A 12,929-nucleotide genomic window follows, 5' to 3' on the forward strand; every position below is an offset into this window, starting at 1 on the left:
TGAGTTGGGTAAAAGTTCAACGAGTCCTGACCCAAGGGGTGTTGGCCCCGGAAGAACGCGGTTACCGTCCCTGAAGTGTTCAGGACACTCACGCCTCCGGGGTGACGGCGCACCCCGGCGCCCGCATCGCACGTCATCGCACCCATCCCGTACGGCCCACCCGTTCCCGGAGGGACTTCGTGCACAGAACCAGACTCAAAGGCACCACGACCGCGAGGCGCCCCAGGCTTCGCACCACCCTCGCCCTCTTCACCGGCCTGCTGCTGGCCGTGGGCACCCCGGCGACCGTCGCCGGCGCCCACCCCGGCCACCCGGAGCACGACGAGACGGCGGCCGCCGCCGAGGGGCAGTTCCAGCAGGTTCCCCTCGCCAAGGGCGAGCCCGAGATGGGCGAGCCGATGTCGCTCGCGGTGCTCCCGGACCGCAGCGTCCTGCACACCGCCCGCGACGGCACACTGCGCCTGACCGACCAGGGCGGCGTCACCAAGGTCGCCGGCAAGATCCCCGTCTACAACCACGACGAGGAGGGCCTGCAGGGCGTAGGCATCGACCCGGACTTCGAGAACAACCGGGCGATCTACCTCTACTACGCCCCGCCGCTCGACACCCCCGCGGGCGACGCCCCGGAGAACGGCACCGCCGAGGACTTCAAGAAGTTCGACGGCGTCAACCGCCTCTCCCGCTTCGTCCTGAACGCCAACGGCACGCTGGACATGGCCAGCGAGAAGAAGGTCCTGGACGTCGCGGCCTCCCGCGGCACCTGCTGCCACGTCGGCGGCGACATCGCCTTCGACGCCGAGGGCAACCTCTACCTCTCCACCGGCGACGACTCCAACCCGTTCGCCTCCGACGGCTACACGCCGATCGACGAGCGCGCCGACCGCAACCCGGCCTTCGACGCCCGCCGCAGCGCCGGCAACACCAACGACCTGCGCGGCAAGATCCTTCGCATCAAGGTCGCCGAGGACGGCTCGTACACCGTCCCGGAGGGCAACCTCTTCGAGCCCGGCACGGAGAAGACCCGGCCCGAGATCTACGCGATGGGCTTCCGCAACCCGTTCCGGATCAGCGTCGACAAGAAGACCGGCACGGTCTACGTCGGCGACTACGGCCCCGACGCCGGCGCCGCCGACCCGAAGCGCGGCCCCGCCGGACAGGTCGAGTTCGCCAAGGTCACCAAGGCCGCCAACTTCGGCTGGCCCTTCTGCACCGGCGACAACGACCCGTACGTCGACTATGACTTCGCCACCGGCGCCTCCGGCGAGACCTTCGACTGCGCGGCCCCGAAGAACACCTCGCCGCACAACACCGGCCTCACCGACCTGCCGCCCGCGCAGGCCGCGTGGATCCCCTACGACGACGACTCCGTGCCCGAGTTCGGCAGCGGCTCCGAATCCCCGATGGGCGGTCCGGTCTACCGCTACGACCCGGAGCTCGACTCCAGCGTCAAGTTCCCCGAGGAGTACGACGGGGACTTCTTCGCCGGTGAGTTCGGCCGCCGGTGGATCAAGCGGATCGAGCAGACCGAGGACGGCGCGGTCTCCAAGATCAACGACTTCCCGTGGACCGGCACCCAGATCATGGACATGGAGTTCGGCCCCGACGGCGCGCTCTACGTCCTGGACTACGGCCTGTCCTGGTTCCAGGGCGACAAGGACTCCGCCCTGTACCGGATCGAGAACGCCGCGGACGGCTTCTCGCCGATCGCCGAGGTGAGCGCGGACAAGACCTCCGGCGCGGCCGGACTGAAGGTCGCCTTCACCGCCACCGCCAAGGACGCCGACTCCCCGGACCTCACCTACAGCTGGGACTTCGGCGACGGCACCAAGGGCGAGGGCCTCACGCCCACCCACAAGTACAAGAAGGTCGGCACCTACACCGCGACCTTCACCGCCAAGGACCCCGAGGGCAACACCGGCAACGCCAGCGTCCGGATCGTGGTCGGCAACACCGAGCCCAAGGTGGTCATCGAGACCCCCGGCAACGGCACCCTGCTGCCCATGGGCGAGCCCATCCCCTTCAAGGTGAAGGTCACCGACCCCGAGGAGACGATCGACTGCTCCAAGGTCAAGGTCGCCTACAGCCTCGGCCACGACTCCCACGCCCACGAGCTGACCAGCGAGATGGGCTGTGAGGGCACCCTCAACCCGCCGCCGGGCGACGGCGGCCACGACCCCAACGCCAACATCTACGGCGTCGTCGGCGCCAGCTACACCGACGGCGGGGCCAACGGCCAGGAGGCCCTGACCGGCACCGCCCGCACCGTGATCCAGCCCCCGCACCGCCAGGCCGAGCACTTCAGCACCCAGCAGGGCGTGTCGCCGATCGACAAGACCGGCGCCAACGGCGGCAAGACCGTCGGCGACATCAACGACGGCGACTGGATCTCCTTCAGCCCCTACAAGTTCGACGGGCAGAAGAAGCTGACCGTACGGGCCTCCTCCGGCGGCGCCGGCGGCTACCTCGAGCTGCGCACCGGTTCGCCCACCGGTCCGCTGCACGGCTCGGCGTACATCCCGCCGACCGGCAGCTGGGAGACCTTCCAGAACGTCGACGTGCCGCTGCGGGCCCTGCCCAAGAAGACCACCGACATCTACCTGGTCTTCAAGGGCGGCGAGGGCGCGCTGTTCGACATCGACGACTTCGAGTTCTCCACGGAGCCGTTCAAGGCCGGCAAGAAGGTCCTGGTCTTCTCCAAGACCGCCGGCTTCCGCCACGACTCCATCCCGACGGGCGTCGCCGCCCTGAAGGAGCTGGGCACCCCGGCCGGCATCTCGGTCACCGCGACCGAGGAGGCCGGACAGTTCACCACGGCCAACCTCGCCAAGTACGACGCGGTCGCCTTCCTGTCCACCACCGGTGACGTACTCAACGCCGATCAGCAGAAGGCGTTCGAGAACTACGTCAAGAACGGCGGCGGCTACATGGGCATCCACGCCGCCGCCGACACCGAGTACGACTGGGAGTTCTACGGCGGCCTCGTCGGCGCCTACTTCGACTCCCACCCGGCCATCCAGAAGGCCACCGTCCGCGTCGAGGACCACGACCACCCCGCCACCGCGCACCTGGACGACACCTGGGAGCACACCGACGAGCTGTACAACTACCGCACCAACCCGCGCGAGCAGGCCAAGGTCCTCGCCACCCTCGACGAGACCACCTACCAGGGCGGGAACATGAAGGGCGACCACCCGATCGCCTGGTGCCAGAGCTACGGCGGCGGCCGCTCCTTCTACACCGGCCTCGGCCACACCAAGGAGTCCTACGCGGACGAGACCTTCCGCGGCCACCTGCTCGGCGGCATGCAGTACGCCACAGGGCAGGTCAAGGCGAACTGCAAGCCCAGCAAGGGCTACCGGGACATCTTCAACGGCCAGACGCTGGAAGGCTGGAAGCAGGCCGGCCCCGGAAAGTTCAACGTCAAGGACGGCGTCCTGGAGTCCGAGGGCGGCATGGGCCTGCTCTGGTACCAGGCCAAGGAACTGAAGTCGTACTCCCTCAAGCTCGACTGGAAGATGCGGGGCGACGACAACTCCGGTGTCTTCGTGGGCTTCCCGGCCTCCGACGACCCCTGGTCCGCCGTCAACAAGGGCTATGAGATCCAGATCGACGCCACGGACGCCGTGGACCGCACCACCGGTGCGATCTACACCTTCAAGGCGGCGAACATCAAGGCCCGCGACCAGGTTCTGCGGCCGCCCGGCCAGTGGAACTCCTACGAGATCAAGGTCCAGGGCGAACGCCTCCAGGTGTTCCTCAACGGAGTCAAGATCAACGACTTCACCAACAAGGACCCCGAGCGGAGCCTGACCGACGGCTACATCGGCCTGCAGAACCACGGCGCCGACGACCAGGTCTCCTTCCGCGACATCCAGCTCAAGGAACTGCCCTCCTAGGGCGAACCGCCCCTGAGGGGTGACCTCCCGAGGGAGGCACCCCCGAGGGGCGACCGGAACGGCGGCGGGCGGAGGACGCCGGACCTCCGCCCGCCGTCACCCCGCACGGAACACCTCCGGCCGTACCACCACGGGCTGTCCCACGCCCGGCCGTACCACCGCTCGTGTGTGCTCGACGCGCTCGACAAGGAGGCTGCCCATGTCCGCGTCCCCCTCTGCTTCCTCCCGTGGCTCCCGTACCGGTGTCTGGCTGATCGGAGCCCGTGGTTCCGTCGCCACCACGGTGGTGGCGGGCTGCGCCGCCGTGACCGCGGGACTGCACCCCCCGACCGGCATGGTCACCGAGACCCCCGACTTCGCCGACGCGGGACTCCCCGCGCTCCCCTCCCTCGTCTTCGGCGGTCACGACACCGTGGACTGCCCCCTGCCCAAGCGGGCCGAGGCCCTGGCCGCGGGGGGCGTGCTGCCGCACGGACTGCCCTCGGCAGTGGGCGCCGAGCTGGCCGCGGCCGACCGCGAGATCCGACCGGGCGGCCCGCTGCCCGGCGACACCCGCGACGAGGAGGAGCTGATCGCCGCGTTCGCCGCGGACATCACCGACTTCGCGCGCCGCTCGGGTGTGGAGCGGACGGTGGTGGTGAACGTGGCCTCCACCGAACCCGCGCCCGCCGGGGGCGCCCTCCCGGCCAGCTCCCTGTACGCGGCCGCCGCCCTGCGCGCCGGCTGCCCGTACGTCAACTTCACCCCGTCGACCGGCCTGCACCACCCGGCGCTGTCCGCACCGGCCGAGGCGAGCGGCCTGCCCCACGCCGGCCGCGACGGCAAGACCGGCCAGACCCTGCTGCGCTCGGTGCTCGGCCCGATGTTCGCGCAGCGGGCGCTGGCGGTGCGCGCCTGGTCCGGCACCAACCTCCTGGGCGGGGGCGACGGAGCCGCCCTCGCCGACCCGGCCGCGGCCGCGGCGAAGAACGCCGGCAAGGAACGCGTGCTGGCCGACACCCTCGGCGCTCCCGTCGAGGGCGAGGTCCACATCGACGACGTGCCCGCGCTCGGCGACTGGAAGACCGCCTGGGACCACGTCGCCTTCGACGGCTTCCTCGGCGCCCGCATGATCCTCCAGACCACCTGGCAGGGCTGCGACTCGTCCCTGGCCGCGCCGCTCGTCCTCGACCTGGCCCGCCTGGTCGCCCGCGCCCACCAGCGGGGCGTGTCCGGCCCCCTGGGCGAACTGGGCTTCTTCTTCAAGGACCCGGTGGGGGACGGACCGTCCTCCCTGGCCGAGCAGTACGGGGAGCTGAAACGCTTCGCCGCACGGCTGCGGGACGACGCGGACGGCGCCCCCACCGCCGGGGGCGGCGGCGAGGGCGGGACGAACGGTTCCGCCGGGGAGAACGGTGACGCCGTTGCCGTCCGGTCCGACGGCCTCGGCGTCGACGGCGGGGCCGGGCGATGAGCCGCGCCGCCGCCGCGGCGCGGGACACGGCCGGGCCGTCGGGAGCCCCGGCCGCGTCGTCGCGGCCGCCGGCCGGAGCGGCGGGGGTGCCGGGAGCGGCCTCCGGGACCGCCGGGCCGCCGCCCGCGAGCGCCGAAGCGTCCCCGCGCGCCGCCCGCCTCAGCGCCTGGGCCGAACTCCTGCGCCTGCCCGCCCTGTTCACCGTCCCCGGGGACGCCCTGGCCGGCGCGGCGGCGGCCGGTGCGCGCCCCGGGCCCCGCACCCTGCTCGCCATCGGCTCCTCCCTGTGCCTGTACGAGGCCGGCATGGCCCTCAACGACTGGGCCGACCGCGCGGAGGACGCCGCGGAACGCCCGCACCGCCCCCTCCCGTCCGGCCGCATCCGCCCCGCCGCCGCCCTTACCGCCGCCGGGGTGCTCACCGGCGCGGGCCTGGCGCTGGCGGCCGGTGCCGGACGCCCCGCCCTCGCGGTCGCCGCGCCGCTGGCGGCCACCGTCTGGGCCTACGACCTCGCCCTGAAGCACACCCCGGCCGGTCCCGCGGCCATGGCGGCCGCCCGCGGACTGGACCTGCTCCTGGGCGCGGCCGCCACCGGCGGCGGCACCCGGGCCGCGCTGCCCTCCGCCGCGCTGCTCGGCAGCCACACGCTCGCGGTCACGGCCGTCTCCCGCCGGGAGACCACCGGCGGTTCCGTGCGGGCACCGCTGGCGGCCCTCGCGACGACGGCGGCGCTGACCGGCCTGGTCGCCCGCCGCCGCCACCGACTCCCGGCAGGCCGGCGGGCAGCAGCCGCCCCCGGCCTGTCGGGCTCCACCCCGGCACCCACCGCCACCGAAGCCCTCACGGCCGCCCTGGGCGCCGTCTACGCCGCCACGGCGGCCCGTCCCTATTTCCATGCCGCGCTCAACCCCTCACCTCCGCTCACCCAACGCGCCGTGGGCGGCGGTATCCGGGCCACCGTCCCGCTCCAGGCCGCGCTCGCCGCCCGCTCCGGGGCGTCCGGCGCGGCGGCCACGTCGCTCCTGGTGGCGGCCCTCGCCCCGGCCGGCCGGCTGTTCGCGAGGAGGTCCGCCATGAGGAAGGTGAGCATCACATGAGCCGGAACCCGAACCACGGGCCCGCGCGGCGGCCGGACGAGGAAACCAACGAGGCCGGTCCCGCGGCCGGGGCCGCCGCGCACCCGCTCCGCTTCGGCTACGGCACCAACGGCCTCGCCGATCTCCGCCTCGACGACGCCCTCGCCCTCCTCGCCGACCTCGGCTACGACGGCGTCGGCCTGACGCTCGACCACATGCACCTCGACCCGCTCGCCGACGACCTCGCCGCCCGTACCCGACGGGTCGCCCGGCGCCTGGACGCGCTCGGTCTCGCCGTCACCGTGGAGACCGGCGCCCGCTACGTGCTCGACCCGCGCCGCAAGCACGGCCCCTCCCTGCTCGACCCCGACCCGGACGACCGTGCACGCCGCGCCGGCCTTCTCGTCCGTGCCGTCGAGGTCGCCGCCGACCTCGGCGCCCACGCCGTGCACTGCTTCAGCGGCGTCACACCCGCGGGCACGGACACGGACACGGCGTGGAAACGGCTGACCGAGTCCCTCGCCCCGGTCCTGGACGCCGCCGCCACCGCGGGCATCCCCCTCGCCGTCGAACCCGAACCCGGGCACCTGCTCTCCTCCCTCGCCGACTTCCACACCCTGCGCCGCATGCTCGACGACCCCGAACTCCTCGGGCTCACCCTGGACATCGGCCACTGCCAGTGCCTCGAACCGCTCCCTCCTGCCGACTGCGTGCGCGCCGCCGCGCCTTGGCTCCGCCACGTGCAGATCGAGGACATGCGCCGCGGCGTCCACGAACACCTCCCCTTCGGTGACGGCGAGATCGACTTCCCGCCCGTCCTCGAGGCCCTCGCCGCCACCGGCTACCAGGGCCTGACCGTCGTCGAACTGCCCCGCCACTCCCACGCGGGACCCCACTTCGCCGAACGCTCCCTCCCGTTCCTGCGCCGCGCCGCACCGGCGCCGGGACACACCAACCGCTCGGGCGAGCCCTCCGCCACCCACTGAAGGGAGCCACACCATGACGCAGCCACACGCCACCCACGTCACCCCCGACACCCAGGACACGGATGGCACCCCCGCCGGGCAGGACCCCCAGGGCACCACCCCCGCCCACGTCCCGCCCGCCGACCTGCGCGCCGCCCTCACCGCCCAGCTCGGCGGAGCCGCCCGCGCCTGGCTGGACCAGGCCCTGGACGAGGCCGCCGCCCACCCCGGCACCCACGGCCCCATCTCGGTGTGGGAACTGCGCCTCGCCGAGGCCGGCCGCCGCTGCGGGCCCGCCCACGCCGACGCCGCCCGCGTCCTGGTCCTGCACGCCGCCCGCGCCGACACGGACGCCCTGACCCGGGTCTACACCCAGGGCACCGCCGACGAACGCCGCGCCGTCCTGCACGCCCTGCCCCACCTGGTGCCGGGGCCGGACGCCCTTCCGCTCGTCGAGGACGCCCTGCGCACCAACGACACCCGGCTCGTCGCCGCCGCCCTCGGCCCGTACGCCGCCCGGTACCTCGACGCCCACCAGTGGCGGCACGCCGTACTGAAGTGCCTGTTCACCGGCGTCCCCGTCGGCAGTGTGGCGGACCTCGCCCGACGGGCCCACGGCGACGACGAACTCGCCCGCATGCTCGCCGACTACGCCGCCGAACGCACCGCCGCGGACCGCACCGTCCCCGAAGACCTGCACCGCGTCCTGGCCCTGACCGAGTCCGGACGCCCCGCGCCCGGCACGGCCGACCCCCACGGCAAGGAGTCCTGATGCGCATCTTCGACCCCCACATCCACATGACCTCCCGCACCACCGACGACTACGAGGCCATGTACGCGGCCGGCATCCGCGCCCTCGTCGAACCGTCCTTCTGGCTCGGCCAGCCCCGCACCTCCCCGGACTCCTTCCGCGACTACTTCGACGCCCTGCTCGGCTGGGAGCCCTTCCGGGCCGCCCAGTACGGCATCGCCCACCACTGCACCATCGCCCTCAACCCCAAGGAGGCGAACGACCCCCGGTGCCTGCCCGTCCTCGACGAGCTGCCCCGCTATCTCGTCAAGGACCGGGTGGTGGCGGTCGGCGAGATCGGCTACGACTCGATGACGCCCGCCGAGGACACCGCCCTGGCCACCCAGCTCCAGCTCGCCGCCGACCACGGCCTGCCCGCCCTCGTGCACACCCCGCACCGCGACAAGCTCGCCGGCCTGCGCCGCACCCTGGACGCGGTCCGGGAGTCCGCCCTGCCGACCGAACGGGTCCTGGTCGACCACCTCAACGAGACCACCGTCAAGGAGGCCAAGGACAGCGGCGCCTGGCTCGGCTTCTCCGTCTATCCGGACACCAAGATGGACGAGGCCCGGATGGTCGCCCTGCTGCGCGAGTACGGCCCGGACCAGGTGCTGGTGAACTCCGCCGCCGACTGGGGCAGGAGCGACCCGCTCAAGACCCGCAAGGTCGGCGACCTGATGCTCGCCGAGGGCTTCACCGAGGACGACGTGGACCGGGTGCTGTGGCGCAACCCCGTCGCCTTCTACGGGCTCAGCGGACGCCTGGAACTCGACGTGGCCGCCGGGGACGCCACGCACGAGGGCAACTCCATCTTGCGCGGCGGGGAGTGAGCGATGCGCTTCAGGCACCCCGACGGCTCCACCGTCCACCTCGCCTACTGCACCAACGTGCACCCCGCCGAGACCCTGGACGGCGTCCTCGCCCAGCTCCGCGACCACTGCGAGCCGGTCCGCAAACGCCTGGGCCGAGACCGCCTCGGCATCGGGCTGTGGCTCGCCCGCGACGCGGCCCACGCCCTGGTCACCGACCCGGCGGCGCTGCGCGGCCTGCGCACCGAACTCGACCGGCGCGGCCTGGAGGTCGTCACCCTCAACGGCTTCCCCTATGAGGGCTTCGGCGCCGAAGAGGTCAAGTACCGCGTCTACAAGCCGGACTGGGCCGACCCCGAACGCCTCGAACACACCACCTCCCTGGCCCGTCTCCTCGCCGGACTGCTGCCCGACGACGTCACGGACGGCACCATCTCCACCCTGCCGCTCGCCTGGCGCACCGCGTACGACGAAACCCGTGCCGACAAGGCCCGCACCGCCCTCGTCACCCTCGCCGAGCGCCTCGACGCGCTCCAGGACCTGACCGGCCGCTCCATCCGCATCGGCCTGGAACCGGAACCCGGCTGCGTCGTCGAGACCACCCACGACGCCCTGGCCCCGCTGACCGCGATCGCCCACGACCGCATCGGCGTCTGCGTCGACACCTGCCACCTCGCCACCTCCTTCGAAGATCCGCACGCCGCTCTGGCCGCCCTCACGGCCGCCCGCGTGCCCGTCGTCAAGTCCCAGCTGTCCGCCGCCCTGCACGCCGAACACCCCGCCGACCCCGCGGTCCGCGAAGCCCTGGCCGCCTTCGCCGAGCCGCGCTTCCTGCACCAGACCCGCACCACCACCCCCTCCGGCGGCCTGCACGGCACCGACGACCTCGACGAGGCCCTCGCGGACGGCGGCCCACTGCCCGACACCGCGCCCTGGCGCGCCCACTTCCACGTCCCCCTGCACGCGGCCCCCGCCGCGCCCCTCACCTCCACCCTCCCGGAACTCAAGACCGCGCTGACCCGGCTCGTCGGCGGCCCGCACCCCCTCACCCGCCACCTGGAGGTCGAGACCTACACCTGGCAGGCCCTCCCGCCCGAGCTGCGGCCCCGTGCCCGCGCCCAGCTCACCGACGGCATCGCCGCCGAGCTGACCCTCGCCCGCGACCTGTTGACGGACCTCGGCCTGAAGGAACTGCCATGACCCCACCCACCCCCTCCGAGGGACCCACCCCCCTCCTGGTCCTGGACGTCGTCGGTCTCACCCCCCGCCTCCTCGACCACATGCCCCACCTCAAGCAGCTCGGCCAGTCCGGCTCCCGCGCGCCGCTCGGCACCGTCCTGCCGGCCGTCACCTGCGCCGCCCAGTCCACCTTCCTGACCGGCACCATGCCCTCCGAGCACGGCATCGTCGGCAACGGCTGGTACTTCCGCGAACTCGGCGACGTCCTGCTGTGGCGCCAGCACAACGGGCTCGTCACCGGCGACCGACTCTGGGACACCGCGCGCCGCGCCCACCCCGGCTACACAGTCGCCAACATCTGCTGGTGGTACGCCATGGGCGCCGACACCGACTTCACCGTCACCCCCCGTCCCGTCTACTACGCCGACGGCCGCAAGGAACCCGACTGCTACACCAGGCCCCCGGCCCTGCACGACGAACTCACCGACAAACTGGGCACCTTCCCCCTCTTCCACTTCTGGGGGCCCGGCGCCGACCTGGTCTCCAGCCAGTGGATCATCGACGCCACCCGGCACATCATGGCCACCCGCCATCCCGACCTGACCCTCTGCTACCTCCCTCACCTCGACTACGACCTGCAGCGCTTCGGCCCCGACGACCCGCGCTCCCTGAAGGCCGCCGCCGACCTCGACGCGGCGCTGGCCCCGCTGCTCGACGACGCCCGTGCCGAGGGCCGCACCGTCGTCGCGCTGTCCGAGTACGGCATCACCCCCGTCAGCCGGCCCGTGGACATCAACCGCGCCCTGCGCCGCGCCGGACTGCTCGAGGTGCACACCCAGGACGGCATGGAGTACCTCGACACGATGGCCTCCCGCGCCTTCGCGGTCGCCGACCACCAGGTCGCCCATGTGTACGTCCGCCGCCCCGAGGACCTCGACGCGACCCGTGCCGCCCTGGACGGGCTGCCCGGCATCGAGCAGCTCCTCGACGACGAGGGCAAGAAGGCGCAGCACCTCGACCATCCCCGCGCCGGCGAACTGGTCGCCGTCGCGGAGCCGGACGCCTGGTTCACGTACTACTACTGGCTCGACGACGACCGCGCGCCCGACTTCGCGCAGCTCGTCGAGATCCACCGCAAACCCGGCTACGACCCGGTCGAGCTGTTCATGGACCCGCTCGATCCCTACGTCAAGGTCAAGGCGGTCGGCGCCCTGGCCCGCAAGAAGCTCGGCATGCGCTACCGCATGGCGGTCGTGCCGCTGGACCCCTCACCTATTCGAGGCAGCCACGGCCGCCTCCCCGCGAGCGACGACGACGGTCCGCTCCTCATCTGCTCCACCCCCCGCGCTGTCGGAGACCGCGTCGCGGCCACCGACGTGAAACAACTCCTGCTCCGGCTGGCCGGACTCGGTTGACGCACCACCCGGTACGCCCGCCGAATCCGACTACTGAGAGTGAAACACACGGCACTGACAACGGCCCGCCCGAACCGCATCGGCGCAGGCCACGACCCAGAAGGCAGGCACCCGTGACCCCGTTCACCGATCCCTCGCGCAGCGACGCCGGCACCGACCCGTTGGCCGACGGCCCGGGCGAGAGCCTGCGCCGCTCCCTCGGCGTGAACCGGCGCCGCTTCCTCAGCACCTGCACCGCGGTGGCGGCCGGAGCCGTCGCGGCCCCGGTCTTCGGCGCTTCCCCGGCCCTCGCCCACGGCCGGGACAGAGACCACGACCATGGGCACGGACACGGCCACGGGCAGATCCTCGTGCCGGCGGACAAGCGCGGCATCATCCTCTACACCGTCCGTGACGCCACCGCCCGCGACCCGCTCGCCTCCGACCTGCCCTCCGGCTTCCGCGAGGTGTTCAAGCAGCTCTCCCGCCACGGCTACCGCCAGGTGGAGTTCGCCGGATACAACCAGCACGCCAACGCGCCGGGCGGCGCCAGCCTGGAGTCCGTCCAGGGCGCCCGGCTGCTGCGCTCCTGGCTCGACGACTACGGTCTGCGTGCCCAGGGCAACCACGGCTTCATCCCGTCCTCCTGGCCGCTGACCACGGCGGACAAGGACACCTTCAAGAAGCACCTGGAGATCGCCAACATCCTCGGCATGGACCACATGGGCACCGGTGGCGACCCCACCGGCAGCTCCTACCGGGCCGACTGGGACGTGGCCGCCGACAAGTGGAACGCGCTCGGCGCGATCGCCCACCGGGAGGGCATCAAGCTCTACACCCACAACCACGACAGCGCCTACGGCTTCCTGCTCGACGGCGGCCCGCTGGACGACCAGGGCCGGCCCACCCGCAGTTCGGGCATCCGGAAGCTGGAGTACTTCCTCAAGGTCACCGACCCGAGGGTCGTCTGGTTGGAGATGGACATCTTCTGGGCGCACGTCGCCCAGTACAAGTTCCACGAGTACACCGCCCACGACGGCACCACCCGGAAGAACGTCTTCGACCCGGCCGGGCTGGTCGTCCGCAACAACCGGCGCTACCCGCTCTTCCACGCCAAGGACGGCGTCGTCAGCACGACCAACGGCATGGGCTACGACATGGTGCCCTTCGGGACGGGCGTCATCGACTACACGACGTTCTTCTCCCGGGTCGGGCAGCGGAACTACCACAACCCGATGATCGAGGACGACAACTCCCCGAGCGCCACCGACCCCGCCCAGTCCCTGCGGGAGGCCAAGATCAGCTACGACAACCTGGCGGCCCTGCGCAAGCGGCGCCACTGAACCGCGACACGGACCGGGCGGCCC

The 12,929-nt window shown here is 72.6% G+C and carries 9 protein-coding genes; all 9 read left to right on the forward strand.

Features of this window, described 5'->3' with window-relative positions:
- Nucleotides 1–179 precede the first annotated feature (179 nt).
- The 9 genes from IE258_RS18680 (at nucleotide 180) to IE258_RS18720 (ending at nucleotide 12,905) form a co-directional block, all read left to right on the forward strand.
- Nucleotides 180–3,896 carry a ThuA domain-containing protein gene (locus IE258_RS18680; protein ID WP_189744872.1) on the forward strand — a complete coding sequence of 1,239 codons (3,717 nt, stop codon included), beginning with the start codon at nucleotides 180–182 and terminating at the stop codon, nucleotides 3,894–3,896.
- Between the two features lie 199 nt (nucleotides 3,897–4,095).
- Nucleotides 4,096–5,349: an inositol-3-phosphate synthase gene (locus IE258_RS18685; RefSeq protein WP_189744874.1), complete on the forward strand. Its 1,254-nt coding sequence runs from the start codon at nucleotides 4,096–4,098 to the stop codon at nucleotides 5,347–5,349.
- Nucleotides 5,346–6,446 carry an SCO3242 family prenyltransferase gene (locus tag IE258_RS18690; protein WP_189744877.1) on the forward strand — a complete coding sequence of 367 codons (1,101 nt, stop codon included), beginning with the start codon at nucleotides 5,346–5,348 and terminating at the stop codon, nucleotides 6,444–6,446. The genes IE258_RS18685 and IE258_RS18690 overlap by 4 nt, the downstream gene beginning before the upstream one ends.
- Entirely contained in the window at nucleotides 6,443–7,411 is a 969-nt protein-coding gene (locus IE258_RS18695; protein WP_189744879.1) for a sugar phosphate isomerase/epimerase family protein, read from the forward strand. The genes IE258_RS18690 and IE258_RS18695 overlap by 4 nt, the downstream gene beginning before the upstream one ends.
- A 13-nt stretch (nucleotides 7,412–7,424) precedes the next feature.
- Entirely contained in the window at nucleotides 7,425–8,162 is a 738-nt protein-coding gene (locus IE258_RS18700) for an EboA domain-containing protein (protein ID WP_189744881.1), read from the forward strand.
- Nucleotides 8,162–9,010, forward strand: a complete 849-nt coding sequence (locus IE258_RS18705; protein WP_189744883.1) for a TatD family hydrolase — start codon at nucleotides 8,162–8,164, stop codon at nucleotides 9,008–9,010. The genes IE258_RS18700 and IE258_RS18705 overlap by 1 nt, the downstream gene beginning before the upstream one ends.
- A 3-nt stretch (nucleotides 9,011–9,013) precedes the next feature.
- Nucleotides 9,014–10,189, forward strand: a complete 1,176-nt coding sequence (gene eboE / locus IE258_RS18710; RefSeq protein WP_189744885.1) for a metabolite traffic protein EboE — start codon at nucleotides 9,014–9,016, stop codon at nucleotides 10,187–10,189.
- On the forward strand, nucleotides 10,186–11,583 hold the full coding sequence (locus IE258_RS18715; RefSeq protein ID WP_189744887.1) for an alkaline phosphatase family protein: 1,398 nt from the start codon (nucleotides 10,186–10,188) through the stop codon (nucleotides 11,581–11,583). Before eboE ends, IE258_RS18715 begins: the two co-directional genes overlap by 4 nt.
- 113 nt (nucleotides 11,584–11,696) lie before the next feature.
- The gene (locus IE258_RS18720; protein ID WP_189744888.1) at nucleotides 11,697–12,905 is read left to right on the forward strand and encodes a sugar phosphate isomerase/epimerase family protein; all 1,209 of its coding nucleotides are present in this window, start codon (nucleotides 11,697–11,699) and stop codon (nucleotides 12,903–12,905) included.
- Nucleotides 12,906–12,929: the final 24 nt, after the last annotated feature.

Source organism: Streptomyces tendae (assembly GCF_014650435.1).
Classification (GTDB): domain Bacteria; phylum Actinomycetota; class Actinomycetes; order Streptomycetales; family Streptomycetaceae; genus Streptomyces; species Streptomyces tendae.